The organism is Limnoraphis robusta BA-68 BA1, assembly GCF_034932365.1.
Classification (GTDB): domain Bacteria; phylum Cyanobacteriota; class Cyanobacteriia; order Cyanobacteriales; family Microcoleaceae; genus Capilliphycus; species Capilliphycus robustus.
This window is the reverse complement of record NZ_JAYGHR010000007.1, coordinates 112,817-139,442: the sequence shown is the minus strand read 5'-3', so window position 1 is coordinate 139,442 and position 26,626 is coordinate 112,817. Positions and strand designations below refer to the sequence as shown.

The following is a 26,626-nucleotide window of genomic DNA, read 5'->3' as shown; positions in this document are numbered from 1 at the left end:
TTGTACGCGCAGCGTTGCCGCAGGCTAGTTTTTACCTTCTCAAGCGTTCCTGAGAAGAACCCCATAACTTCAGTTTTCAAGGTTCGTTGCCTTTTCGGCGACTGGGTTTTTCGCGTGGTTGATTACCATGACCACGTCTATAATCCTAACAGAAAAGTCGCGCCTTTAGGACGAGGCTTGTATCCCAGTTTTTCGGTCAAAACTATTAATCCATTCTATGAGCAACTCCAACACTCAATCTGAGGATGATGCTATCCTACTGGCTCAAAACGAAACAGACGCGCTCCTACAGTCCGTAGCTGAACAACTGGCAACAGATACATTTGATGCAACTGATGAAGATTTGTTGAAACGTTTGGTTGAATGTTTGGGAGATACACGCGGTATGACTCGACTGCGTTGTGCAGAAACATTAGGGGAGATTGGTAAACCCGCAACTCCAGTGTTATTAGAGGCTCTCGCTGATCATTCTAACGTGGTTGTGCGGCGAGCGGCAGCCAAAACCTTGACCCTGATTGCTGATCCGAGTGCCGTTCCTCAGTTAATTCATGCTTTGCTCAATGATGAAGATACCGTCGTTAAAGGATCGTCTGTTGGGGCATTAGCTCAAATTGGAGAAGCAGCCGTCCCGCCTTTACTGGAAATTCTCGAATCCCCTGACATCCCAGAAAGTACAAAAGGTCATGGGGCTTGGGCGTTATCGTTTATTGGGGTAAAAGCCAAAAATTATCTCTCTCGGGCGATCGCCTCGAACTCTCCGGCGGTTCGGGGGGCTGTGGTGGGGGTGATTACCAAAATCGCCCAGGATGAACCCCAGCCTGAGTTGTTTGATCTTTTGGTTCAGTCCCTGGCTGACTCCGATGAAGATGTTCGTTGTGAAGCAGCAGCAGCTTTGGGGAATCTCAGCTATCAACCTGCTATTGGGAAGTTGGTTGAGTTACTCGATCATTCTAGTCCAGAAACCCGCAAATCTGCGGCTCTAGCGTTGATGAAGATTGGCGATCGCAGTAGCCTTGAACCGTTAGAAACCGCGTTGAGCCAAGAATCAGAAACTCAAGTGACATCGATTCTTCAATTGGCCATTTCTCAACTGCAAAAATCCTCCAACTGAGTCAGGAGGCAAAAATCCGCTTCAGATCAGGGTTTCTCTCAGAATCAACCCGGCAAGTATTACAAAATGTAACTTTCTTTTTCAGAAATGAGACGGAAGAAACCCAAGACCTGTATCGTGAAAAACCAAGTTAGTCAAATTACCTTGGTAGTAAACTAACGACTCCAATAAAATCACTTTTGTTTAAATCTAGGAGGAGATCTCAATGCTTGATGCTTTTTCAAGAGCAGTAGTTTCCGCTGACGCCAGCACCTCTCCGGTAGGCGATATCAACGCACTCAAAGGGTTTGTTGCTAGTGGTAACCGTCGTCTGGATGCTGTTAATGCCATTGCAAGTAACGCAAGCTGCATGGTATCTGATGCAGTAGCTGGCATGATCTGCGAAAACCAAGGTTTAATCCAAGCGGGTGGTAACTGCTACCCCAACCGTCGGATGGCTGCTTGCCTGCGTGACGCTGAAATCATCTTGCGTTATGTAACCTACGCACTGTTAGCAGGTGATGCTTCTGTTCTTGATGATCGTTGCTTAAACGGTTTGAAAGAAACCTACGCTGCACTGGGTGTACCCACCACTTCCACCGTTCGTGCTGTTCAGATCATGAAAGCTCAAGCAGCTGCTCACATCAAAGATGAACCTAGCGAAGCATTTGCAGGTTCAAGACTGCGTAAGATGAACCCCCCCTTGGTCGATGATCGTTGCGCTAACTTGGTTGCTGAAGCTTCTAGCTACTTTGATCGGATTATCGGTGCACTCAGCTAGTCTATAGCGTCGCTGAACTGAATTCAATTGACAATCTATAATTTGGGAGATAACACACAATGAAATCTGTTGTTACGACTGTAATTGCTTCTGCTGATGCAGCCGGACGTTTTCCGAGCACTTCTGATTTAGAATCGGTACAAGGTTCTATTCAACGTGCAGCAGCTCGTTTAGAAGCGGCAGAAAAGTTAGGGGCTAACCTTGATGCTGTTGCAGGCGAAGCTTATAATGCTTGTATCAAAAAGTATCCTTACCTCAACAATCAAGGTGAAGCCAACTCCACCGATACTTTCAAAGCGAAGTGCGCTCGTGATATCAAGCACTATATGCGCCTCATCCAATACTGCCTCGTCGTTGGTGGTACTGGTCCTTTAGATGAGTGGGGAATTGCAGGTCAGCGTGAAGTTTATCGTGCGTTGAACCTACCTACTGCTCCTTACGTTGAAGCTCTGAGCTTTGCTCGTAACCGGGGTTGCGCTCCTCGTGATATGTCTGCTCAAGCATTGGTGGAATACAATGCACTACTCGACTACGCGATCAACTCCTTGTCCTAGTCCCGTGACAAATTTCTGATCTCTTGACATACTCCCCATTTCTAAAGAAAGGGGATTCTCCAAGCCTCACGGCTTTGGATTACTGATTCATTGACAACCCTTACAGCATACTGGTTTCCCAATCAACTCCAGAGGGGTGAGTCTCCCCAGTCGTTCATCTCATTTCAGAGATAGTTTCGGTATGCCCTACCGTACTTGAGAAAAAAATGCTTGATTCTCTGTACTTGGTGCTTTAAGGTTTTATCTTGCCAAAGCATTCCTGGCAAGAACCCCGTACCTTAAGTTTTCAAGGTTCATTGCATCGATTAGATGCTGGGTTTTTCAACTGGTTGAATACCCTGCCAGTTGAGTTATTATAGCATTAGAAAGAGCCTTATATCCCCATACCTGAAGGTAGGGGCGTGTGCGGCAATTTTTGGTAAGAAGGTAGAATTCTTTCTGCAAGTCTAGGAACGCTTGGCTGCTTGCATATCGTTGATCGGTATGGTAATGGCGAGGAATTTCTGGGCTTGCTGTTCTGTTTGCGGACTGCTCTGGTTATGGATCAACGCTTTTTTAATCTTTTTAATCTCACAGAAGACGAAGCCATTGCCTTGTTAGATAGCCCTCTCGATCAAATTGATGAGGGAAATTCTCGCTACACTGCGGCATCCCATTTAGTGAACTTCCCGACAGAGCAATCTATCAATGCCCTGATGCGGGCTGTTCAGCAAACTGATCCTCGGATGGAGAACCGAATTGTCCGCCGCAAGTCCATCGAAACCTTAGGGCGGTTGAAAGCCGCTCAAGCTTTGCCTCTGATTCGCACCTGCTTAAGTGATGAGGATTGTTATACCGTCGAAAATGCCGTTTGGTCCATTGGGGAAATTGGTACAACTGACCCCAATATTTTAGAAGATGTAGCCCAACTCCTCGATAAGCCCAACCAGACTTACCGTGTGATCATTCATACATTAATGCAGTTGAATTATCAGCCGGCTGTAGAACGTATTCGCCAATTTGTTGAAGATGCTGATCCCCCTACAGCGAGTGCTGCCATCACCGCAATTTGCCGCTTTACGGGGGAGACATCCCAAATGCAGAAAGTGGTGGCAATGTTACAGCATCCGAACGTATTAGCACGGCGATTATCCATCCAAGATTTAATTAACGCTCGCTACTATGATGCCATTCCCAAGATAGCTCGCTGTCCAGTTTCCCTTGTGTTTCGGCTGCGGGGAATTCGGACTTTAGCACAAGCGGGAATAGAGGCAGGGGCAATTACTTTTGAAACGGTTCAACCCTATTTAGATCAAACTCTGTATGATCATCCCCAGGATTTAGATTTAGTTCATCGTTATGATCAACGGCCTGATTTACCTGCTCTGATCCGGGGATTGTATGAAACGGACTTTGGCAAATGTTATCTGGCGACTCAAACCATTCTGGACGCTTATTCAGAAGCGGCTCCGGCTGCCCTATTTACAACTTATGCTGAGGAAGCCTATAGTGACTATGGCGCTCACTTTCATGTAATGAAGTTGTTTGGCTGGTTGAAACACGCTCCTGCTTATGATTTATTAATAGAAACCTTAGAGCATCCCCAACCTCAGTTCCAAAAATCTAGAGCCGCCGCCGCGATCGCTCTGGGTGAATTGGGAGATCAGCGTGCAATTCCTGCCTTAAAAGCCTGTTTAGAAACGAAAATTTGGGATCTCAAGTATGCGGCTTTAATGGCTTTAGAAAAACTGGGTGACGTTAGTTCTCACCCGGTTTTAGCCGATGATCCAGACCCCCTCATTCAAGCCCGAGCCGTTTTCAACTCCAACCTCTAAAATCAAACCATGACGACTGACTCCCAATTTGAACAACTCAAACACCCCAATCCTCATCTGCGAGAACGGGCAATGGCTGAAATTTTTGAATCTCAAGATGAAAATACGATTCCCCGTTTAATCAACATATTAGATAACGAAGATGTCGTTTATCGTCGAGCGGCTGTTAAGTTGTTAGGAGCGATTGGTACAGATGCAGTACAGGCCCTTGTTGAAGCTTTACTGCAAAGTAACAATGTCACCGTGCGAGGGAGTGCGGCTAAGGCTTTGGCTCAGGTGGCCGTGAATTATCCTGACTTACCTTTTCCCGAAGCGGGTTTACAGGGATTAAAAGCTGCAATTAATGACGCTAACCCGGTTGTTCATATTGCTGCTGTGATGGCATTAGGTGAGGTTGGGCCAGATGCTTTTGAGATTTTGGTAGACTCCCTAAAAACAACTGATAATGTTGCTGTGCAAGTTGCAATTGTTAATGCTCTTGCTTCTCTGGGTGATCCACGGTGTCAAGAAGTGCTTACAACCTTTGCTCATGATCAATCTGTGGATGTCTATGTGCAGGAGTCGGCAAACAGTGCTTTATCACGGTTAGATTTAGCTTCTGCGGCGAGAAGCCACACACCTGAAAACGAAGTGTCAGTGTGAGATGAATCGCCGACAAGATCTCTAATTTCTCGGCAATTCCGTTATAATCAAGTACATTCGCTCTAAGTTGCTCAATGAGAAACGTAGCAAAAGTCAGACTATATCCAACGGATGACCAGAAACAAGCCCTTGCAAAAGCGTTTGGCTCTGTACGCTGGGTATGGAATTACTGTCTAGAGCTAAACAACCAAGCCTACAAAGAAACAGGCAAGGGTATCTCAGGAATGCAGCTAAAAAAGCAACTACCAATTCTTAAGAAGAAAGAAGAAACAGTCTGGTTGAAAGAAACTTATTCACAGTGCTTACAGCAGTCTGTATTGAATCTTTCCAGGGCTTTTGTCAACTTCTTTGAAGGTCGAGGTAAATTTCCCCGGTTCAAGAGTAAGCATAGTAAGCAGTCAATTCAATATCCCCAAAACGTCAAGATTATTGAAAACTATTTGAGTTTCCCTGTGATTGGCAAGATTAAAGCAAATATTCACAGAACCTTTGACGGGAACATTAAAACAGTTACAATAACTAAGACTCAAACCGAGAAGTATTATGCTTCTATTGTGTTTGAGAATGAGGATGTTGAACCCCAGATTTCTGCTCAGGGTAAAGCTATAGGGTTAGACTTGGGATTGACTCACTTCCTAATTACAAGTGAGGGGTCTAAATATGATAACCCTCGTCACTTCAAAAAACACTCACACAACTTAAAACGGAAACAACAGAAGTTATCCCGCAAGCAAAAAGCGTCTAACTCTAGGAATAAAGCACGTAGGTTAGTAGCAAGAGCGCACGAGAAAGTCAGCAACGCAAGGCAAGATTTTTTGCATAAATTGTCTCGCAAAATTGTCAACGAGAACCAAGTGATAATTGCTGAAAATCTCAACGTAAAGGGCATGGTACGCAACCATAATTTAGCCAAAGCAATAAGCGATTGTGGTTGGGGAATGTTCTTAAACTTTGTTGACTACAAAGCTAAACGGGATGGAAAGACTTTTCTGGAGATCTATCGGTTTTTCCCATCCTCAAAGACTTGTAATGTTTGTCTGAATGTTGTAGAAAGTTTGCCGCTTGATATTCGTCAATGGGAATGCAATAATTGTCACGCCCAACATGATCGTGATATTAACGCCGCGATCAATATTCGAGACGAGGGATTACGAGTCATCGCGGGGCGTATAAACTGTGCGGGAGACCCACGCAGACAGCCCCGAAGCCTCTGGGACGGGGGCGACTGCCAGTGGAGGAGGTGTAAGACGAAGTCTTCGCAGCTCTCGGAGCTTGCATCCGAGAGAACGAAGACCAGTCAGAGGGCGTAAATCTTCTGTAGGGCAACTTCCGATCAATGAACAATCTGTTGATGCTTCGACCTAGACTGTTCAAGAAACTGGAAGCCTACGTCAGAAAGCGAAGCTATGCCGTGGGTAGTTCACTGATGAACTATAAGAGGTGAGGCGATGAGTGAAAACCCGCTTCTAGAAAAGGTCTACTCTGATTGAGATTCACTTATTTTTCAAGCTGTAGTCTCAACTCCTATTAATAGAAATAGGGGTTTTGTTGACAATTGGTACACCCACCTGTTTACCCAAACCCTTTAGAAAGTCTCCGGGTTAGCCTCAAGGGAAAAAGAGAAACAAAAAAGTCAGGTGTCCAATTGTCCTAAAGTTGAATAATTGTTCAAGCTTAAATCTAAGCTGCAATTAACAGGATTGGTGAATCTTGAGTCAAATGCCCCACCCACAAGGGGATGTGGCTTGCAACTAGACCACTTCGGATCTGTCGCATAGGGGTAATTGACAGTACCCTGTCTCTCCGTCTGACTAGCAGTAGAGAGAAGAAGTTTCTGTTCTTCCCACTCCTGGGGCATCCCTCACAGTCATCGGGGCTGGTCTTTGAGCACTTCTATCGTCACGGACAAACCACTTTTTCCTGTTCTCCAACATACCAAGTTGCAGTCAGGAAATGTCTAGTCTGGTGATAGGTATTGGTATTGTACCAGAGACTCTGGCTCGCTTACATCGCCGCCCACTCTTGGGACGGGGTTTTACGCTCGATCAATAAAAATCTTAACATTTTTTAACAAAAGCCCCAGGTGTCGTTAATAATTTTTAACGCAACAAACCCCAACTGCATTGTATAACTGATAGCTGAGGGAGAATGATAACAGACAAAGATTAATCAAAAAGTCTGTTCATTAAGAAAGTTTAAATTTCTCTCATAAACCGTGTAAAATTTTCTAAGATTCTTCAAGGTGAAGATTGTGTAGTTCAGGAAACTGGACACCGAGACCAAACCTCTGAGGATTAAGACACTCCAGTACCATAACTGGTAGTTGTCCCCAATCTTTATCCAACGACTATAAAGTTGGCAAAGATTTGGAAATCTCAGATTGAGAACCGAAAGCAAACTCAAACCCATCGAGTAGGAGATTTAATCCATGTTTGACGCCTTCACTAAGGTAGTATCTCAAGCAGACGCACGTGGCGAAATGCTGAGCACTTCTCAAATTGATGCCCTGAGCCAAATGGTTGCAGAAAGCAACAAGCGTCTTGATTCAGTTAACCGCATCACCAGCAACGCTTCTAGCATTGTTGCTAATGCTGCTCGCTCTTTGTTTGCAGAACAACCCCAGTTAATCAACCCGGGCGGAAACGCTTACACTAGCCGTCGCATGGCTGCTTGCTTACGCGATATGGAAATTATCCTGCGCTACGTTACCTATGCAGTATTTGCAGGTGATCCCAGCGTTCTCGATGATCGTTGCCTGAACGGTCTGCGTGAAACCTACTCAGCTCTGGGTACTCCTGGTGCTTCCGTTGCAACTGGCGTTCAAAAAATGAAAGACGCTGCATTAGCAATCGTTATGGACCCCAGCGGCATCACTTCTGGCGATTGCAACGCTCTGCAATCTGAAATCGCTAGCTACTTTGATCGTGCTGCGGCAGCAGTTGGCTAATTTCTGCCTTTAGAACCGATTCTGACCAACTGCGCTCTAGTCGCATTTGTATGGCTCTCACTAATTCTCAACTCTGTAAACCTAACTCGAAGATCATAGAAGCATGAAAACTCCTCTGACCGAAGCTGTTACCACCGCCGATTCTCAAGGTCGTTTCCTGAGCAGCACTGAAATCCAAGTTGCTTTTGGACGTTTCCGCCAAGCTAAAGCAGGTTTAGAAGCTGCTAAAGCTCTGACCTCCAAAGCTGATGGCTTGATCAACGGTGCAGCTCAAGCTGTATATTCCAAGTTCCCCTACACCACTCAAATGCAAGGGCCGAACTATGCAGCTGACCAACGCGGTAAAGACAAGTGCGCTCGTGACATCGGTTACTACCTCCGTATGGTTACCTACTGCTTAATCGCAGGCGGTACTGGCCCTATGGATGAGTACCTGATTGCAGGTATCGATGAAATCAACCGGACTTTTGAATTATCTCCGAGCTGGTACATCGAAGCTCTCAAGTACATCAAAGCTAATCATGGTTTAAGCGGCGATCCTGCTGTTGAAGCCAACTCCTACCTCGACTACGCCATCAACGCTCTGAGCTAGTCAGCGGTTTGTTGCCTGGAACGATAGATAGCTGTTAGCTGAATCAGTTCATTGAGTTAGCAGTTATTTAACGCTCCAGGCATCTTTATTTGATAGAGAGGTGGATCAAAAATCGGTAACTTTTCAAATCTTTTGGGCTGATATCGGCCAAAGCAAAATCATTTCAAAGAATGTGATGAGTTACAAGTTTTTCCCCGAATTTTTCTCTAACAAAGATTAATTGAAGGCTAGATGAGATCTGTTGTGTCAATGAGGTAGCTATGACAACATTATTAGTACCCGCCAATTTACAGGCTGCGGGACGACTAGGCTTAGATGCGTTCGATGGCACCAAAGTAGAACTGCGTCCAGACTGGACAGAAAGCGATCTACAAGCGATCTTTCGTGCCACCTACAGACAGGTACTCGGTAACGAGTATGTGATGAAAGCTGAACGTTTAACTTCAGCCGAATCCTTACTCAGACAAGGCAATTTAACGGTTCGTGATTTTGTTCGTGCCGTTGCTCTTTCTGAGTTATACAAGAAGAAATTTTTCTATCCCAATAACAATCAACGTTTTGTTGAGCTGAACTTCAAACATCTGTTAGGTCGTCCTCCTCACGATGAGCAAGAACTCGCGTTCCATACTCGTCTGGTGGAAGATAAGGGCTACGATGCTGAAATCAACTCTTACTTCGAGAGCGAAGAGTACGAAAACAAATTCGGCGACAATATCGTTCCTTACTACGTCGGCTTCCAAGTTTTACCCGGATCGAGAACGGTAGGCTTTACCCGGATGTTCCAACTGTATCGCGGTTATGCTAACAATGATCGCGGTCAAGTGGGTAGCAAGAATGGTCACGTTTTTAAAGACGTCGCTCGTAATCAAGCTAGCACCATTCCTCAATCCTTAGGAATTTCGGCGAAATCTAAAATAGATGCGCCCCAAAAGTCTTTTGGTGGACTGGGAAATCGTCAACAACGGGTTTATCGGGTAGAAGTTACCAACCGCATTGGTTCTTCTTTAACCGATAGTAACGTTCGTCGCTCGAACAAGGCTTATTTAGTTCCCTACGAAGAGCTATCTTCTCGGATGCAGCAAATTCTTCGCAGTGGTGCCAAGATTGTCAGCGTTCGTGAAACCTAAAATATTCCAATAGAAATGAGGTGGTAAGCAATTGAGTAATCAAGCTTGCCATCAATTTTTTGAATGAATAAGTATCTACAGACAAAGGGAGTCATTGAGCAAGTATGTTTGGTCAAAGTACGTCAACAGGTAGAACAGCCCTGAGCGATAACGGTAGCCGGATGTACCGGATTGAAGTTGAAGCAATGGGTCAAAATGTAGATCCTGATACTATCAGCTATCGCATCCGCAGCACTCGCAAAACTTATATTACGGTTCCCTATAACCGGATGAGCGAACAAATGAAGCGTATCAATCGCATGGGAGGTAAAATTATCAGTATTGAACCCCTAACGATTGATGGCAGCAGTGAAGCGAAAATGCAAGCGACTGCTGTTAATCAAACTGGGGCAGGGGAAGAATAGCCTAGCTCAGAAGCTTCTGACTAATCCCAAAACGCAAGAGTAAAATTTCATGACGGTTTCAGAACAGCTTAACAATTTTAGTCAACCTCCAGAGACTTTGACTGTTGAACAGGCGATCGCAAATCTTCAGCACGAAGAATTGGGTCGCCGTTACTATGCGGCTTGGTGGCTGGGACGATTTCGCGTCTGTGAACCTGCGGCGGTTGATGCTTTGTTAGTGGCTTTAGAAGATAAGTCTGATCGCACCGAAGACGGGGGTTATCCCCTGCGTCGCAATGCGGCTAGAGCTTTAGGAAAACTCGGCGACAGACGGGCTGTGGGGGGGTTAATTCAATGTCTAGAATGCTCTGATTATTATGTCCGAGAAGCCGCAGCCCAAGCGTTAGAGATGTTGGGGGATAGCAGTAGCATTCCGGCTTTGGTAAAATTGCTCGAGGGTGGGGTAGAAGCAGCTCAACAAGTGCCGGGAAAACCTCATCTTGTACAACCCTATGATGGGGTGATCGAGGCGTTGGGGACAATGGGCGCAACGGAAGCGACTTCTCAAATTCAGCCTTTTACAGAACATCCAGTGGCGCGGGTTCGCTGTGCGGCGTTGCGATCGCTCTATCAATTAACCGGAGACAATACTTACGGAGAACGTTTAACCCAAGTCCTACAAAGTAATGAGTTACAACTCAGACGAACGGTATTAATGGATCTCGGAGCAATTGGGTATATGAAAGCAGCAAAAGCGATTGCTGAAACGCTTGCTGAAAATAGTTTAAAATTAATTGCCTTACAAGGGATTTTAGAACATCATCTTAAACAAACCGATTCGATGTCTCTCTCAGAAGAAGCGATTGAAGTGATGAATTTAATGGATTCTTTATTATAGAAGGGAACAGGGAACAGGCAACAGCGCTTGCCTTGCGACGGGCGCGGTTTCCGGCGAGAGCGCGAACTCCGGTCTTGGTGGTTTCCATCAAGGAGGAAGTTCGCAATCTTAGCAAAGTTTGTAAGAGAGGCAACAGGCAACAGGCAATCATGCAATCATGCAATTTTAAACTTATGACTTATGACTTATGACTTCTGACTTATTCGGAGTCCGGGGCGGGTTCCCCCTAAATCTCTGTATTCCCAGAATTAACTTCTATTAACCCGCCCTTCTTCACTTCTTCACAACCGATCTGGGAACAGTACAATTGAATTCGTCTATGTTCTAAGCATTCCTTAAACTGTTATATCAATCAAAATATTAACTTCTGAGCGCCAACTAGCGAAAATGACCCCTTCAGAACTTATTCATGCCGTTGAACAGGCAGATTCTGCTGAAAGCCTGTTAGAAGCTGTAAAAATGTTAGCAGAAACTCACTCTCCTGAAGCGATTCCCTCTTTAATTACGGTTCTCGGTTACAATAATCCGGGGGCGGCTGTTGCAGCAGTTGATGGGTTAATTGCGATCGGAGAACCCTCCGTTCAACCCTTACTTGAACAGTTAGATGGTTACAATTATGGAGCGAGAGCTTGGGCAATTCGGGCTTTATCTTCTATTGGTGATCCTCGGGGTTTAAACGTATTATTAGAAGCCGCAGGCGGTGATTTTGCGTTGAGTGTGCGTCGGGCTGCGGCGAGAGGTTTAGGAAATATTCATTGGCAACAAATGAACGCCCAAGAGGTTCCTGAAGCTCAAATTCAAGCGATTAATACGTTATTACAAGCTTCCCAAGATCCAGAATGGATTGTGCGATATGCAGCGATTGTGGGGTTAGAGGGATTAGCAAATGAGATGAAAACTCGACAGTCTGAATATTTTGATCAGATTATACATCGTCTCGAAGAAATGATCAATTCTGACGAAACATTAGCTGTTCAAGCCCGAGCCAAGTTCGCTCAATCTTGTTTAGTTCTGTAAATTTGCTCTAATTTTAAAGTAACAAATTTAGGGGGTTGAACCCTAACGTTAACTATCTGATGCACCCTACGGGGAAAATTGTAGAGGGTTAGGTGCATCAGAAACTCATTTATCGGTTAAACCCTAACGTTAACTATCTGACGCACCCTACTACTATTCGTCTTCGGAACCTACCATGATTCGCTGAAGTAAATTGAGGCCTTTCTTAACACGGCGAGAAACGGTAACAGCACTAATACCCAAACGTTCGGCAGTTTCCTTTTGAGTTAAATCGTAGAGGAAGACAAATTCTAGAACTTTCCGAGTGCCTTCTTCTAATTTGGCTAAGGCTTGTTGTAGGCGAATTTGATCTTCTTGAGCGAGTTGAAAGCTGCGATAACGGCTATCAGGAACCAATTCTCCCAGGCAAGTGGTGCCTTCGTCTTCATCTTGGACGGGAGCATCTAAACTTAATAGAGAACGATTACAGCCTGCGAGTTTAACTTGACTCCATTCGGTTTCGGTAATTCCCAAGCCTTCGGCAATTTCTGCATCGGTGGGCTGTCGCTTGAGTTTCACCTGTAGTTCTTGAGTCAGTTTCATTCCCTGACGCTGGAGAATCAACCAATGTCGGGGAACTCGAAGCGGTAGACTCTTATCTCTGAGGTAATGCTGGATTTCTCCGCGAATATACGGAATGGCAAAGGAACTAAAGGCATGACCTTTGGACAAATCAAACCGTTCAATCGCCCGAATCAGTCCAATACAGCCGACTTGCAACAAGTCATCATAGTTTTCGGTGCATTGGTTTATCCAGTGGTGAACTTCTTTGCGAACGAGTCCGATATTAAGCTGTACAAGCTGATTACGGAGTTCTTTGGAGTGAGAACACTGATACTCACGCAGTAATTCTAGAGTTTCGCACTTGATGGTGTTGGTGGCTTTGGCTAACATAGTAACGTCCTCTGTTTTAGGTAGAGCAAGCTTCTGGTGGATTTTTCCAGTAATCTCAGTCTGTCATTTAGACTGATGTGTGTTTCTATTCTTTTTTTTGTAATCCGTAAATTTACGGAGATGAATTTCTAAAGATTAGAAAACATCCATAAATTTACGTAGGTATAACACTGGTGATTTACAACTGTTGTAAAAGTGGAGATCTAATCGATTGCTCCAATGCCAAGTATAAACTAAAACTGCCTAGCTGACAAGAGTTAACCCTTGGTTATCAACCGGACAAAAGCCGGAGGTTACACGCTAAAAATCCCGAATTTTAGTCATAAAATTAACGTTAAAGTAGAGTATAAAAGTCAAAATTTTACTAAAGTTTATTAAACTCAAAAAGATGAAATCCGATCCCATGAGCGATAAAGGATGAGTGACTGCAACAAAAAAGAGGGACAACTTGTCGTCCCTCCAAAGCTTGAGCGTGATTCGTCTACAGATTGAATAGAAGACTGGATCAGTCGGGAAAAAATAAGCTGACCAACCGCAGTTACAAAAAATAATCTACGACTATGACTTGCTAGGTTCTATACGAGCATAGAACAAACCTCGAACCTTAACTTCAACAGCTTCTTTTGCCCCTAAATCTGAATCCGAAGGTTGTTCGCTTTCAAAAATTCCGGCAATTTCGCCTGTGTCTCCATCAACTTTAGAAACTTGCAGAGAAATCTTACCGGCCTCAACTAAGGTATCAGCAAGCTTAATATTTGCTTCAGCGAAATTTTCGCCATCTGCGGTTGCGGGTAAAGCCACAGCATTATCATAACCGGTTGCTAAACCTCTACCCTTGGGATCGAGGAAAGTCGAACCCCGATAGGAAGGAACATCAAACACCCCTTCAAAATCTGTAGAGGTGTTAATACTCGAGACACTGGGTTGACTTTGAGCCACTAATCCTTTAATCGTGAACAAGAAAGGAACTTGTTCGCCGCCGGGAAGCTGAACGGTAATCGGTTGGAAATCAATACCGTATTTTTCTTCAAAGGTGAGAGCGCCGTTTTTATCAAACTTTAATGGGCCACCCACCTGATCTAGACTATAAGTAAACCGAGTTAACAATCTACCCGGAACAAACTCCGCTTCTTTGCGTTTGCTGGTGGGTTCTTCTTTGACAAAATAACTGGTCGGTTGCAAACACATACCAGAAATTTCATAGGATTTGTTGGAATCCAGTGCTATCGAACCGCGAGCAGTTTCCGGTAAACTTGGACAGTTAACGGCTAAACCTGTGTTTCTGATGTCATCATAGGTCAGTAACTCTGGACTTTTTGTTTCTGGCCCTGATGAACAAGCGGTTAATACACTCAAGCAAAAAGCTAAAAGTGTAGCAACTAAAGCACGATATCTCATTTTTAACCTCAATATCCCAAATCGATATGTAACATATTTTGAGTGACCTGTCGCCGTTGCCATCAACTTCAGAGATCACCAATCAAACACTTCGCGTGGTCTGCTTTTTACGATGCCGATCCCGTACAATTGGGAATCTGATCACAGACTGTATCTCTTGTGCAATCGGGACTTTTAATGATCGCCCAATACAGAATTGTACATGGCTTGTGACTTTTTTTGTTGGCTAAAGTATGAATTCCTAGAAACCTAAGCTAAACTACTTAGGTCTATTTGCTTAGGACTTCAGACAAGCGGAAAAGGACGGGCAAACTTGTTCAGGCTTGCCAGATCCTAATCACAAACCCGAGAATTGAGAAATAAAAAAGTAAGCAGCAGCTATGAGAGACAATAACATTAACTTGGAATTAGAACCCTTTCAGTCTCAATTGCAATCGATCAGCCAGACGATTCACTCTATTAGCCAGGAGGCTGAAGGGGATACAATGGCACTGTTGGCAGTGCTGCGAACTTTAGAACGTCTGCATCGGGAAATTCGCGAGGGTTGCTTTCGAGAAGCTTTGCCTGATAACCGTCAGGCACTCTATGCTTTGTTAAAAGAGATTGAGTCTCATGGAGGCTGGCCCTATATTCCCCGAGCTTCATTGGCATCGCTCTTAGAAAAGCTCTCTGTTGAGGCTGAAGACACTTCTGCGCCCGTTGAGGAGAATTAACCCATTTTCCCCGTTCTGGGGCGTAGATGCCTGGGATTGCTCCTTTCTCACCCTGAGTTACTGATCATTTATCGTGAATGTAGACCTGATTTTACAACGCTTTCAACGCTTTGGGGTTGATCTCGGTTTAGAACGGATTCAAAAGTTGCTGATCTGTTTAGATAACCCCCATCAGCGAGTCCCGATTATTCATGTCGCTGGCACGAATGGCAAAGGTTCTGTTTGTGCTTATCTCTCGGCGATTCTAACCCAAGCGGGCTATCGAGTGGGACGCTACATTTCCCCTCATTTGGTAGACTGGACTGAACGAATTTGCATTAATGAACAGCCGATTTCTACACCGGATCTCGAACGAGTGCTTTTAGATGTCGTTGCGGCGATTGACCCAAACGAACCTTCACCGACTCAGTTTGAGGTGATTACCGCCGCCGCATGGCTGTATTTTGCCCAACAACAGGTTGATATTGCAGTCATTGAAGTGGGGTTAGGCGGACGACTGGATGCGACGAATGTTTGCGATCGCCCATTAGTCACTGCTATTGTTTCGATTAGTCGCGAACATTGGCAACGTTTAGGCCCGACTCTCGCTGACATCGCTAGGGAAAAAGCAGGGATTCTCAAACCCGGTTGTGCGGCGGTGATTGGCCAACTTCCCCCGGAAGCCAAAACCGTTGTTGAACAACGTATTCAGCAGTTAAACTGTCCGACAGTTTGGGTAGAAGCGGCTGTTCCCCAGACAGAGAAAACACCGGATGGGTTGACAACGGCTATCTCTCAAGACATTGAATATCCTTTACCGTTGTTGGGACAGGTTCAATTACTCAATTCAGCGATCGCGATCGCTACTATAAAATTACTCCAACAACAAGGCTGGCAGATTTCGCCTCAAGCCATTAGAGAGGGAATGGCAAAAACTCGCTGGTTAGGACGCTTACAATGGACAACTTGGGGCGATCGCAGACTGTTAGTAGATGGCGCTCACAATCCGGCGGCTGCTCTAGTTTTGCGTCAGTATATTGATAGTATAAACGGTCAATTTGGGGATGATGTCCCAAAACCGATCACTTGGGTGATGGGAATGTTGTCTACTAAAGATCATGCAGATATCTTTGAGGCTTTGTTGCGTCCAGGAGATCGGCTGTATTTAGTTCCAGTTCCCGAACATAGTAGTGCTGAACCGGAAGAATTAGCGGCTTTAAGTCGCAGTATTTGTCCGAATTTAAAAGCCTCTGAAGTTTATCCGGATTTGGTTCCCGCTTTAGACGCAGCGATCGCTGAATCTGAAAATTTAGTGGTCTTGTGTGGATCTCTGTATCTAGTAGGTTATTTTTTAAGCCTTCAGAATTCAACCCATCATCCCCAATCTATCTCTAATCCCTAATTTTTGATGAGATTGTGTCGTGTTTATCCCTCTATTGATTCTCACACTTGGAATTAGTCCCGCATTTATTTATTGGTGGTTTCGACGACGAATTGAAACCCGTGTAATGGGTCAGCTTTCAACGAGGGGAACTGGTGTAGCCGTGACTCATTGGCGGCGACCTAACTTACCGCCTGATGCAGAATATGTAGAGGGAGTGGGCTATTTAATTGGTGATATTACTTGCCAGTATAATGCACGTTCATCTTATATTCGGTGTGCGGTGAATCCATCTGGGCCTTGTCAAGATTGTCGTTTTTATCAGGCGAAATCGATTGGGGGGGATGAATAAATCTAGACTTTCCGTCTGCAAGTTGGATAATCCTGGTAAAGAAACTCGTACATCCGCTCTGTAGCCTTAAATTTTTCCAAAGAGCGATCGCCATCTATTGTAGTGATATTTGTCCGCAGATCTACTTATCCGCTCAAAAACCTCGATCACCGAGTCACCCGTCGTTTTTGCCGTTGGGCTTTGCGGCTCAAACCTATGACTAATCAGGCTTTACAGTCGTTTCATCTCAAAAATTTTTTGGAGATCAAGAGGGTTAGACGAAGCCAATCAAGACTATTTTGGATCGAAATTTCATCACTAACTGTGAAAAGATACGATAAACTTGCCTATTACAAAGCAGTTTATGCTAGAACAGCCATCAGTTCTAAAGTTTGAGAACACAGGCTGAAATAGCTTCAGGAGGTACATTAGCATGAACAAAGAACAGCTTGTCCAAGAAACTGCATTTAAAGCAGGAGTAACCAAAAAACAAGCAGACGCGATTATCTCAGCCATCTGTGAATCCATTATGGACGCAGTTGCAAAGGGTGACAAGGTAACGCTAGTTGGGTTTGGTTCATTCGAGGCAAGACATCGCAAGGCGCGTGAAGGTCGTAACCCGAGTACCGGACAGCCGATGACCATTCCAGAAACGACGGTTCCTGCTTTTTCCGCAGGGAAAGCGTTTAAAGAGATGGTGGCTGAAGAGTCGGACGAAAGCGTAGCCTAAACTCAATTATCGGGGTTCACAAGAGATTGTGCGCTTTGATTGACTCCCATGCTAGGTTCGTTGATTGATCTTCGGCTTGGCTTGGGAGAAGTCTTTTCAGTTAAAAGTTTTGTAGGAGTAATTCCTGAATTACCCGTACAAGTGACCAGTAACCAGTGACCAGTGACCAGTGACCAGTGAACAGTGACCAGTGACCAGTAACCAGTGACCAGTGAACAGTGACCAGTGAACAGTGACCAGTGACCAGTGAACAGTGACCAGTGACCAGTGAACAGTGACCAGTGACCAGTAACCAGTGACCAGTGAACAGTGACCAGTGAACAGTGACCAGTGACCAGTGACCAGTGAACAGTGACCAGTGACCAGTGACCAGTGACCAGTAACCAGTGACCAGTGACCAGTGACCAGTGACCAGTAATAACTGTAAAAACTGGTAACAGTAAACTGGTAACAGTAAACTGTAAAAGCTGGTCACTGTCTCTTGACACCTGAAATCAATTAGCTATTGGGGGTTTGTATTGATGCTAATTGAGCTTCTAATTCTTGAATACGGGTTTGTAAAGGCGCGATCATTTCAGTGACTTGCGCCTCTGAATATTTAATCGGAATATGTTGAGGACAATTCCAATCCCAAGCTTCAACATGAATTAAAATGGCTCGTTCGCAAGAGGCTTCATATCCAGGTACACGCAATTGTTCAAGCAAATTGGGATTATTATATTCAACTGTTGCGCGTCCCCAAATTTTTAAGCGACGGCGATTGGTATAATCCATTAAAAACAGAAAAACGCGATCATTGACTGATAAATTTCCTAGACTAAAATATTGACAATTTCCTTCAAAATCTGCAAATCCTAACGTTTTCTCATCCAAAATTTTCAGGAACCCGATCGGCCCACCCCGAAACTGAATATAAGGCCAGCCATTTTCATTCACTGTCCCCATGTAAAAGCTATCACGGGCTTGAATAAACTCAACTAATCGGGGAATTAACGTGTCATTTTCAGGGCCGCTTTCTTCCATTCGGTTATACATTTCTCGAGAACCGTAGCGTTCTTGAATGGCTTTTACTGCCGGGGTAAACGCAATCTCTGCAAATTTACGAGGCATGGTTTTCTCCCTGATTGAATAGAGGATTAATGCTTAATTAATGTCGTTGAACTATTCAAGCATTCTGTTGGTAAAACTTCTTGTTCTCCTCCCCAACCCATGACCGTAAATTGCAGCGCATCATCCCTCTTTTCGGAGTCATAATCTAAACCTAGAAAATACTTTTTGATGACATTCATCCAAAACATGATATACTCCTTGAATAAGTTAAGATAAAGTTAGGTGATTTCGGGTGACAGTTAAACTGAAGTTAGAGCTTCAATACCTGGCATTCCTAAAAATCCAGGCTGTTTTTTCACTTGTTCAATCCAACGTAATACGTGAGGATATTGGTCTAACTCTATGTGACCATCACGAGCCAACGCAACGTAAGGAAATGCCCCAATATCAGCAATCGTTGGACGTTCAAACTCTAACCAAGTTCGTTCACTCAAATGGTCGTTTAAAAGGTTGAGAATGAAATGAGATTTTTGAGTGGCTCGTTCAATATTAATCGAAGTTGCACCAAACACATAATATAACCGAGCATTTTCTGGGCCTTGACGAATTTCTCCCGCAGTTGTTGACAGCCAACGAACGACCCGACTCATTGATTCTGCATCCGTTGGGAACCAATCTTCACCGCCATATTGACGCGCTAAATAAACTAAAATGGCTTGAGCATCTTGAAATACGGTTTCACCATCAATTAAGACCGGAACTTGACCAAAAGGATTAATCTTTAGAAACTCCGGTTGTTTATGTTCTCCCTTCATTAAATCAAGCTGAATATATTCATATTCAAGATGCAATAGAGACAAAAACAAACGCACTTTATGAGTATTGCCAGACATTTCGTGACCGTAGAGTTTAATCATTGTCACCTTCCTTTTATCTTTCAATGGGTTGTAGGCTGTGTGATTTTTCTTTGACAGAAGTGAATGACAACAGCATTTTCATTGAGTCCGTCGGTCAGGTTTAGTCTGATCAATCCTATTTCTAAAGATTATAAAACTAAACGGACATCCATAACTCAAAAAAAGCCTAAAATTGAAAATTCATTCACTCCTAAACAGTTGTCAAAGTTGTTAACTATTCTTAACCAAACGAAACATTTTGTTTCCTTTTATTGAAATGAAGGAGTAAAATGTTAAAAACCTATTAGTAGGTAGTTATATGTTTAAAAAATTAAGACTTGCACAGTAATTCTGTAAAAAGCGGTTGAATCATCTGATCAAACGCCGAAATTTTGTCATCCGCTAGACGAGAAAAAAGCTGTGCGCCTTGACAGGTTGCGAGAATGCGTTTAGCTTCGGCTTCATCGGAGGATTGACACCGTAAAACACCCGCCTGACAGCCTTTTTTTAACACCCCTGCTAACCAAGTTTGATTATCCGAGAAAAAGCCTTTAATCTCATCTCGAACTGTTTCCGGTAAAACCGCCCAGTCAGCCGTTAACATTCCACACAAACATAACTGATCCTGTTGTAAACTGTCTCGATACAGGAGAGCAAACTGCATCAATTGTTGTTCGGGGGAATCATTTTTTTGTTCGATTTGCTGGCGTATCCTCCGAAAGCGTTCTCGGTAATATTTCACCAGTTCTCGAACCAAATCATCTTTCGAGGGAAAATGATAATGAATGCTGGCTTTGCGAATTCCCACTTGCTCGGAAATATCGGCGTAACTAAAGGCATTGTAGCCTCGCTTCTGCACGAGATCTTGAGCAACGTCTAAGATTTGTTGAGCGGTTTTTCCTTTCATGCTATCATTATCTACTGGTTGGTAGATAATTGTCAAGAGGGATTTTTTGCAGGTTCAGCAGAATTTACCAAGTAACGACCACTTTCCCCACAGCTTGACCGGACTCGGCCTGTTGATGAGCGGCGATCGCCAACAGTATGATCATCATCCCAACATTGAGGAGTTTTTGGGAACCCAAGTTAGTTAACAGGATTTAACGGTTAATTACGATGGTCGTTAATATAACGAATTCTTGCACCTGCCCACTGCAATTTTTCCTGTAATGTTTGGTAAAACGAGTAGTTTTCTCGCAGAATAATAAACCGAGTTTGACAATTTGCCATTCGTACATCTACCCGTTGTCCGGGTCTGACGGAAGTGGCTAATACTCCATCTGTCCAGAGTTTGGTTTCATGTTCTGGGTCAGCTAAAGGCCACACACTGACTACTGATCCCGAAGGTAAAACAATGGGACGACTCGATAAACTTAATGGACAAATGGGGGCGACGGTGATGGCTTCCATTCCAGGGTGCATAATCGGGCCATTTGCCGAAGCGTTGTAACAGGTGGAACCCGTAGGTGTAGAGACAATTAAACCATCACCTTGATACTGATCGACGACTTCACCATCGACTTCCATCTCTAAAATAGAAGTGGGCATTCGATAGGGGGAAGCAGGTTTAATACACATTTCATTCAGGGCAAGATAGCGATCGCTAACGGGGGTAAGATTAGTACGATTACCTTCAAATACGGCTGCCTGAACCATCATTCGTTGTTGCATGGCGTAGCGATCTTCAAACATCCGATCAACGACTTGATCGGTATTGCGAACATCCTCAAAAGACTCGGTTAAAAATCCTAAATGTCCGCCGACATTTGCCGCTAAAATGGGAATACCTTCCGGGGCTAAATGACGGGCTGCTGCTAAGGCGGTGCCATCTCCACCTAAAACCACGGCTAGGTCTATCGGATGACTCACGGATGCTAAAAATACCGGATAAGGATTATCTTGAGGGCCACTCGGCCCCATCAATACCCGACAGCCTCGCTTCTCAAAATGGGTTGCAAATTGTTCAGCCCATTGTTTACTTAATGGATCTCTAGCTTTGTGGGCGATGATCACCTGTTTAATTTCCACCGTCTTTCCTCTATGATTCTTTTTAATCCTGATCTTATCCGGTATCCTCTATCAGTAGCCTATTTGACACTTCTATAAACGAGTTGATCTTAACTCTGAAGGTCTATTTTTACAACCCTGATATTTTGGTTGAACCGATGATGGCAAATTTCATCAAAACGATCCTCAATCTCTTTTTCAAGCCAGATTGTCCTTTGTGCGATCGCCCTGCGGAAAAGCAACTGTGTCTCTATTGTCAAAAACAAATTTTGCGTTGTCAATTTTCTCGAGGAAGTCAATTTTTGGGAGACGTTCCTGTATTGATTTGGGGACAGTACAAAGGGATGTTGAAACAGGCGATTGTGACTCTAAAATATAACAATCATCCGGAAATTGCTCAACCGTTGGGTTATTGGTTGGCTGATGCTTGGTTAAAGACTCCCACTGTACAAAATAAACCCTTGCTAGTGGTTCCTATTCCGATGTTTCCTGAAAAGCAAAAAAAACGGGGATTTAATCAAGCTGAACTTCTCGCCCGTAGTTTTTGTCAGGTGACAGGTTTACCGTTGAAGTCCCAAGGTTTAGAACGGGTACGCGATACACAAGCTCAGTTCGGACTGTCGGCTCAACAAAGGCAAGAGAATTTAAAAGATGCCTTTTGTTTGGGAAAAGATTTACGACGCCAGACTCAGACTCATTCTATTTTAATTGTAGATGATATTTATACCACTGGTGCAACGGTTAAAGCTGCAATTGCAGCATTTAGGGAACATAAAATAGCGGTTGCTGGGGTTGTGGCGATCGCCACGACGAAATCTATATCTGAGCAATAATCACCGGAGCGGGAGAATAGAAAGACCACCAAGACACAAAGACACAAAGAGCTATTCTTTGTGCTTTGTATCTTTTTTAAAAGGGTTTAGTCGAGGGCGATTTGGCTCAGTTGCTGACAGGCTTCTTCCCAAGATTTTCCGAGATAGCTTTCTCGTTGAGTGACATAATCAATACAGTGATATCCGATGAGAGGGTGTCGGGAAATTTTGGCTTTTTCTTGACTTTTTTGCAGCCAGGTCTTCCAATCAAAATTCGCTTCGTAGATGTGGCGAATGGCTGCTTTTTCGGTTGTGTTTTTGTCATTAATCAAAGAAACTTTGATTTGTTCTCCAATGTTTTGAACTTGTACGATTCTTAAGTGAGCGGGATAATTTCGTAGAGGTAAGCCTGAATTGATCTCTTCTAGTTGCACATTGGGGGTAGAATGTGCTAAACAATCTGGAGTTTTAACGGCTATCTCTGATAAGTTGAGTTTTGCTAATTCTTGAACGTTCTGTAATTTCATAAGTCGTTTCCCTGATGATACTAAAAAAAGATGCTCCCCTCAACAGGATGTGACTTCTAGATGAGGGGTAATAGCTATTATGGCATTGAGTTTTAGTTTAAACCACTATCCCATAGTTATATGAGCCAAATTTAAGAAATCTGCTCATCGGAAATACTTAAATGTTTGCGATGTAAGATTGATAGAGAGGCTTTTCGGGAAAAATGATAAGATTGATTTATCAGATTGTTCCAAAATCATAAAGAGATACTCTAATTCTAAGAAAACTTGATCAAAATGTTCTCATATTTGTTACAAGTATTAACATCAGAAATAACAGAGCAAGAACAGTGAGCAACCTCAATTGACTGAAAAACCGTTGTAACTCATCATTAACGATCCAGTAAAATCTATTGAAAGTAATGGGGATCAAGTGTTGCGGCGAGTAACGCGACTTGGGTGCGATCGCGTAAATTTAAACGGCTTAAAATACTCGAAACATGATTTTTCACGGTTCGTTCGGTAATATAAAGGGTTTGAGCGATTTCTCGGTTACTATATCCTCGACTAATTAATTGTAAGACTTCTAATTCTCTGGGTGTTAAAAGTTTGAATTCGGCTGGGGTAACTGTTGGGGAGGTGTGGGAAAAATTGCCTGTATTTGTAGCAATAATTTTTTCAAATAATCCAGGGCCAAACTGGGTATACCCTTTATAAACGGCACGAATGGCTTGAGCGAGTTCTTCGGAGGGAGTATCTTTGAGTAAATAGCCTTTTGCTCCATTTTGCATCGCTTTTGTGATATATTCATCATCATCAAATGTCGTTAAAACTAACACCTTTGTTTGGGGGAGTTGTTGAGACAGCGCTCGGGTTGCGGCTACTCCATCCATCACAGGCATTCGCACATCCATTAACACGATATCGGGCTGAAGTTTTAAGGCTAATTCTACGGCGATTTGACCGTTTTCTGCTTCTCCAACGACTTCTAAATCGGGTTTAGCTTGCAGGAGACTCGATAAACCTTCGCGGATAATCCCTTGATCATCAACTAACAGAATTCGGATCATGATTGTCTCTTAATTGGGGAATGTTTACGTCTATTTTACATCCTTGACCTGGCTGACTATTGAGTTTAAATAAACCTCCTAAAGCTGTCACCCGTTCCCGCATTCCTTCTAAACCAAAACCCGTTGTATTTTCTTCAGGATAAAACCCGAAACCATTATCTTCTATGGTGAGTTCGATTCTCAAAGGATGTTCTATCAATGATAACTCAACTTTGGTCGCTTGACTATGTTTAGAGATATTTGTTAAGGCTTCTTGGATGACTCGATATAGGGTGATTTCTACATCTGTCGCCGCAGCGTGAATTAAATAAATATCGGATGTTAACTGAATTTGAGTGGTTTGTTGAAATTGTTGGAGGAGTTTAGATAAAGCTGTTTCTAAAGATTGACCTTTTAATGGATGCGATCGCAATTTGGCGACAGATTGACGCACTTCTTGAAGGGCATTTCGACCGAGTTTTCGGGCTTTGTCTAGATGTTCTTCTGCTTTTTCTGGGTCAGTTTGAAGCCACATTTGGGCATTTTCGAGTTGAATACTTTGGGCGGTTAGGTTGTGTCCAACGGAGTCGTGAATTTCTCGTGCAATGCGGTTACGTTCTTGTAAAATAGCGCGATCTTCTGCTAAGATTGCGTATTCTCTTAAGCGTTGGTTGGCTTGAGCAAGTTCTTGACGACTTTGTTTTTCAGATAATAATGTTCCCACTAATAACACCACAAAAATTAATACAAATCCAAACAATAAAGCAGAATTTAATGTTAAACTAAAGACAACCCAGCGCCAAGATTCAGGAATGGGGTTTTCCGAAGCAGTCGATAGGCTGTTGTTAATGAGCGGAATTCCAACGGGACGAACTCGCAAAAACATTAACACCAGAAAAAACAGATACGCAAAAAAAGCAACAACAACTCGACCCCGCCAAGGAAACAAAACACAAGCCCGAATCACAACAACCAGCAATAATGCAGATAGAAAACTCGCACCCGGACTTCCACAGAATACCGCTAACCAACTGAGTCCAAACCCTAAAGCAGTATAGAGTCCTTTAATCGTTGATGAACGTTGATTTAAAGGTAATCTCAACCCAATTAATCCTAAAGCTGCAATACTCGCGAAAAAACCGAGGGGAAATAAGGGTTTTTTTCGGCGATTACGGCGAGGAAAATCACGTCTGGGGGGGCGATAATTGGGGTTAAAATTTCGATCTGGGTTAAATTGACGTTCAAGGGGCGGGCGATGTTCGTGAGGGTAGCGGGAGAATTTTGCGCTAGGAGGTGGCGGAAAGGGACTAAAGGCTGTCAGTACCGCAATGGCGAGTAAAATCCATTCCAGGTAAAGGAGTAAACGAAAGGGATGATTGTGTTTGCGAAACCATTGCATAGCTGCAATAATCTAAGGGTTACTCATTAGTATAGAGTGAGTTTTTTCGAGAGACATCGATCAAAATACTTCTATTATTGGGGTGGAGTAGTACCAAAGTCACAGCTCGGATAATACTTGAGACTCAGAAAGATTTAGTAACTTTGATCCAGGCGATCGCTGCGGGTTGAGTTATAGGATAAGAATATCACGAACCAAGCGTGAATTCACTACAATTTAGAGGTTGGTTTTATGAAGATTCGGAATTTGCTTTGTGCGACGACTGTAGCTTTATTTTTACCGTTTGCGGGGAATGCTTTGGCTGAACCGGGCGATCGCATGGGTCGGATGTTTGAACAGCTTAATCTTTCTGCGGAACAACAACAACAAATTGATAGTATTCAAGAACAGCGTAAAGCGTCTTCAGAAGGTTTGCGTCAACAAATGCAGGCGGCTATGGAACAAATGCGATCGCTTCAAGCTAGTAACGCCAGTGCGGAACAATTGCGTCAACAACACCAACAAATTCAACAGTTACATCAACAAATGGGAAATCAACGTTTTGAAGCGATGTTAGAAATTCGTGAGGTTTTAACGCCGGAACAACGAGCGAAATTAGCAGAATTGAAGCCGGAACGAAACTGGCAAGGTCGAGGAGGTCGGGGAGGACGTCAAGCACAACAATAGAAATACAATCCTATCACCATCCTCAATGATCCTCAACAATCCTTCGTAGTGTGTAAACTTTTCGACAGTTAGCCAATTTTTGGGTGCAAAAGTTTTGCGCCCTTATTGAATTAATTGAGAAATGAATTCAGAAATTTTTGGGATAAAATGAGAGTTTATTGAGGTATAATAGGATTGATGATATTTTATTTTATCTATAATTTCCCCTAAGTTGGCATTTCCTTTTCTGGCTCCCAAACCGTTAACCGCGCATTCGATTTGACGCACGCCTAAGTCTAGCCCCAGGAGAGAATTTTCTACGGCTTTTCCGAAGTCATCGTGACAGTGAACGGAAACCGTTACTTGTTGGAGTTGGGGGATATTTTGATACAAATTTTGAAGTAAGTGATAAAAATCTTCGGGTTCAGCCACACCTAAACTATCAGGAATGCTGATGATTTTAGCACCGCTTTCGATAGCCATTTGAACCGCTTCGCCCAAAAAATTAATCTCACTGCGCGTTGCATCAAACGCCGTCCATTGAACTTGAGAACAAGAGTTTTTTGCTTGTGAAATCTGTTGATGAATGGTTGATAAGACTGAGTTTTTATCAACGTTTTTTGAAGATGAATTGAGATTAACTAGGGTATAAATATTAATACAGCTTTTATCAGCTTTTTCTAAGGCTTTTGCGGCTTGCTGAATTTCGGCTTCTTGAGAACCTGCTAACGCACAAATTGTCGAGTTTTTAATAACCTGAGAAACCGCAATAATATCATCAATATCTTTTGGATATCGTCCCGGATATCCCACTTCTATTGTATCAACTCCCATTTCCTCAAGTTGTTGAGCGATTTTCACTTTATTCTCTCGAGTAAAGTGAACGCCTGGAGTTAGTTCTCCGTCTCGCAGGGTGGTATCAAAAATTAAAATCGAAGGATTATCAATCATT

Annotated in this window: 29 protein-coding genes; 18 read left to right on the top strand and 11 right to left on the bottom strand. The window is 43.5% G+C overall.

What is annotated here, in order from left to right:
* The first annotated feature begins 217 nt into the window (after positions 1–217).
* The 12 genes from VB836_RS05710 (at position 218) to VB836_RS05655 (ending at position 11,845) form a co-directional block, all read left to right on the top strand.
* Positions 218–1,111, top strand: coding sequence for a HEAT repeat domain-containing protein (locus VB836_RS05710; RefSeq protein WP_323218415.1), 894 nt, complete (start codon positions 218–220; stop codon positions 1,109–1,111).
* A 205-nt stretch (positions 1,112–1,316) separates the two neighbouring features.
* Positions 1,317–1,871, top strand: coding sequence for a C-phycoerythrin subunit beta (cpeB, locus tag VB836_RS05705; protein ID WP_323218414.1), 555 nt, complete (start codon positions 1,317–1,319; stop codon positions 1,869–1,871).
* Between the two features lie 59 nt (positions 1,872–1,930).
* Entirely contained in the window at positions 1,931–2,425 is a 495-nt protein-coding gene (locus VB836_RS05700) for a globin family protein (protein WP_046277482.1), read from the top strand.
* A gap of 539 nt (positions 2,426–2,964) precedes the next feature.
* On the top strand, positions 2,965–4,239 hold the full coding sequence (locus tag VB836_RS05695; RefSeq protein WP_323218413.1) for a HEAT repeat domain-containing protein: 1,275 nt from the start codon (positions 2,965–2,967) through the stop codon (positions 4,237–4,239).
* A gap of 9 nt (positions 4,240–4,248) precedes the next feature.
* Positions 4,249–4,881: a HEAT repeat domain-containing protein gene (locus VB836_RS05690; RefSeq protein ID WP_323218412.1), complete on the top strand. Its 633-nt coding sequence runs from the start codon at positions 4,249–4,251 to the stop codon at positions 4,879–4,881.
* 74 nt (positions 4,882–4,955) lie between these two features.
* Entirely contained in the window at positions 4,956–6,191 is a 1,236-nt protein-coding gene (locus tag VB836_RS05685; RefSeq protein WP_323218411.1) for an RNA-guided endonuclease InsQ/TnpB family protein, read from the top strand.
* 1,118 nt (positions 6,192–7,309) lie between these two features.
* Entirely contained in the window at positions 7,310–7,828 is a 519-nt protein-coding gene (locus tag VB836_RS05680; RefSeq protein ID WP_323218410.1) for a phycocyanin subunit beta, read from the top strand.
* Positions 7,829–7,931: 103 nt separating this feature from the next.
* Positions 7,932–8,420 carry a phycocyanin subunit alpha gene (cpcA, locus tag VB836_RS05675; RefSeq protein ID WP_046282332.1) on the top strand — a complete coding sequence of 163 codons (489 nt, stop codon included), beginning with the start codon at positions 7,932–7,934 and terminating at the stop codon, positions 8,418–8,420.
* A 260-nt stretch (positions 8,421–8,680) separates the two neighbouring features.
* Complete coding sequence (locus VB836_RS05670; protein WP_046282333.1) at positions 8,681–9,547, top strand: phycobilisome rod-core linker polypeptide; 867 nt, start codon at positions 8,681–8,683, stop codon at positions 9,545–9,547.
* Positions 9,548–9,651: 104 nt separating this feature from the next.
* Entirely contained in the window at positions 9,652–9,951 is a 300-nt protein-coding gene (locus VB836_RS05665; protein WP_323218409.1) for a phycobilisome linker polypeptide, read from the top strand.
* A 49-nt stretch (positions 9,952–10,000) separates the two neighbouring features.
* On the top strand, positions 10,001–10,828 hold the full coding sequence (locus tag VB836_RS05660) for a HEAT repeat domain-containing protein (RefSeq protein ID WP_323218408.1): 828 nt from the start codon (positions 10,001–10,003) through the stop codon (positions 10,826–10,828).
* Positions 10,829–11,215: 387 nt separating this feature from the next.
* Entirely contained in the window at positions 11,216–11,845 is a 630-nt protein-coding gene (locus VB836_RS05655) for a HEAT repeat domain-containing protein (protein ID WP_323218407.1), read from the top strand.
* A 153-nt stretch (positions 11,846–11,998) separates the two neighbouring features.
* On the opposite strand, the gene VB836_RS05650 is transcribed toward VB836_RS05655, so the two are convergent.
* Together VB836_RS05650 and psbO are read right to left on the bottom strand one after the other, a co-directional pair.
* Entirely contained in the window at positions 11,999–12,778 is a 780-nt protein-coding gene (locus VB836_RS05650; RefSeq protein WP_323218406.1) for an RNA polymerase sigma factor SigF, read from the bottom strand.
* A 558-nt stretch (positions 12,779–13,336) separates the two neighbouring features.
* Complete coding sequence (psbO, locus tag VB836_RS05645; RefSeq protein ID WP_323218405.1) at positions 13,337–14,176, bottom strand: photosystem II manganese-stabilizing polypeptide; 840 nt, start codon at positions 14,174–14,176, stop codon at positions 13,337–13,339.
* Positions 14,177–14,556: 380 nt separating this feature from the next.
* On the opposite strand from psbO, the gene VB836_RS05640 reads away from it, so the two are divergent.
* The 4 genes from VB836_RS05640 to VB836_RS05625 all read left to right on the top strand — a co-directional run bounded on the left by VB836_RS05640 (position 14,557) and on the right by VB836_RS05625 (position 17,310).
* Positions 14,557–14,889: a hypothetical protein gene (locus VB836_RS05640; protein ID WP_323218404.1), complete on the top strand. Its 333-nt coding sequence runs from the start codon at positions 14,557–14,559 to the stop codon at positions 14,887–14,889.
* 73 nt (positions 14,890–14,962) lie between these two features.
* Positions 14,963–16,270 (top strand): bifunctional folylpolyglutamate synthase/dihydrofolate synthase, encoded by a 1,308-nt coding sequence (locus VB836_RS05635; protein WP_323218403.1) that lies wholly within the window; start codon positions 14,963–14,965, stop codon positions 16,268–16,270.
* Between the two features lie 19 nt (positions 16,271–16,289).
* Positions 16,290–16,601 carry a DUF6464 family protein gene (locus tag VB836_RS05630; protein ID WP_323218402.1) on the top strand — a complete coding sequence of 104 codons (312 nt, stop codon included), beginning with the start codon at positions 16,290–16,292 and terminating at the stop codon, positions 16,599–16,601.
* 412 nt (positions 16,602–17,013) lie between these two features.
* Positions 17,014–17,310, top strand: a complete 297-nt coding sequence (locus VB836_RS05625) for an HU family DNA-binding protein (RefSeq protein ID WP_046278988.1) — start codon at positions 17,014–17,016, stop codon at positions 17,308–17,310.
* Between the two features lie 498 nt (positions 17,311–17,808).
* Here VB836_RS05625 and VB836_RS05620 read toward each other — a convergent pair whose 3' ends face one another.
* The 5 genes from VB836_RS05620 to VB836_RS05600 all read right to left on the bottom strand — a co-directional run bounded on the left by VB836_RS05620 (position 17,809) and on the right by VB836_RS05600 (position 21,284).
* Positions 17,809–18,420 carry a pyridoxamine 5'-phosphate oxidase family protein gene (locus VB836_RS05620; protein ID WP_323218401.1) on the bottom strand — a complete coding sequence of 204 codons (612 nt, stop codon included), beginning with the start codon at positions 18,418–18,420 and terminating at the stop codon, positions 17,809–17,811.
* Between the two features lie 26 nt (positions 18,421–18,446).
* Positions 18,447–18,608: a hypothetical protein gene (locus tag VB836_RS05615; RefSeq protein WP_160315365.1), complete on the bottom strand. Its 162-nt coding sequence runs from the start codon at positions 18,606–18,608 to the stop codon at positions 18,447–18,449.
* Positions 18,609–18,659: 51 nt separating this feature from the next.
* Entirely contained in the window at positions 18,660–19,277 is a 618-nt protein-coding gene (locus VB836_RS05610; RefSeq protein WP_323218400.1) for a glutathione S-transferase family protein, read from the bottom strand.
* Positions 19,278–19,587: 310 nt separating this feature from the next.
* The gene (locus VB836_RS05605; RefSeq protein WP_323218399.1) at positions 19,588–20,163 is read right to left on the bottom strand and encodes a TetR/AcrR family transcriptional regulator; all 576 of its coding nucleotides are present in this window, start codon (positions 20,161–20,163) and stop codon (positions 19,588–19,590) included.
* A gap of 200 nt (positions 20,164–20,363) precedes the next feature.
* A complete protein-coding gene (locus tag VB836_RS05600; protein ID WP_323218398.1) occupies positions 20,364–21,284 on the bottom strand; it encodes an NAD(+) kinase in 921 nt (306 codons plus the stop codon).
* 137 nt (positions 21,285–21,421) lie between these two features.
* Here VB836_RS05600 and VB836_RS05595 point away from each other — a divergent pair, with 137 nt between their 5' ends.
* Positions 21,422–22,096 carry a ComF family protein gene (locus tag VB836_RS05595; protein ID WP_323218397.1) on the top strand — a complete coding sequence of 225 codons (675 nt, stop codon included), beginning with the start codon at positions 21,422–21,424 and terminating at the stop codon, positions 22,094–22,096.
* An 86-nt stretch (positions 22,097–22,182) separates the two neighbouring features.
* Here the strand turns inward: VB836_RS05595 and VB836_RS05590 are convergent, their stop codons facing one another.
* The 3 genes from VB836_RS05590 to VB836_RS05580 form a co-directional block, all read right to left on the bottom strand.
* Complete coding sequence (locus tag VB836_RS05590; RefSeq protein ID WP_323218396.1) at positions 22,183–22,602, bottom strand: hypothetical protein; 420 nt, start codon at positions 22,600–22,602, stop codon at positions 22,183–22,185.
* Positions 22,603–22,991: 389 nt separating this feature from the next.
* Positions 22,992–23,651: a response regulator transcription factor gene (locus tag VB836_RS05585; protein WP_323218395.1), complete on the bottom strand. Its 660-nt coding sequence runs from the start codon at positions 23,649–23,651 to the stop codon at positions 22,992–22,994.
* On the bottom strand, positions 23,629–25,029 hold the full coding sequence (locus VB836_RS05580; protein WP_323218394.1) for a sensor histidine kinase: 1,401 nt from the start codon (positions 25,027–25,029) through the stop codon (positions 23,629–23,631). Before VB836_RS05580 ends, VB836_RS05585 begins: the two co-directional genes overlap by 23 nt.
* Before the next feature lie 231 nt (positions 25,030–25,260).
* Here VB836_RS05580 and VB836_RS05575 point away from each other — a divergent pair, with 231 nt between their 5' ends.
* Positions 25,261–25,695, top strand: coding sequence for a Spy/CpxP family protein refolding chaperone (locus VB836_RS05575; RefSeq protein WP_323218393.1), 435 nt, complete (start codon positions 25,261–25,263; stop codon positions 25,693–25,695).
* A gap of 102 nt (positions 25,696–25,797) precedes the next feature.
* Here the strand turns inward: VB836_RS05575 and VB836_RS05570 are convergent, their stop codons facing one another.
* Positions 25,798–26,625 (bottom strand): beta/alpha barrel domain-containing protein, encoded by an 828-nt coding sequence (locus VB836_RS05570; RefSeq protein WP_323218392.1) that lies wholly within the window; start codon positions 26,623–26,625, stop codon positions 25,798–25,800.
* Position 26,626 lies beyond the last annotated feature (1 nt).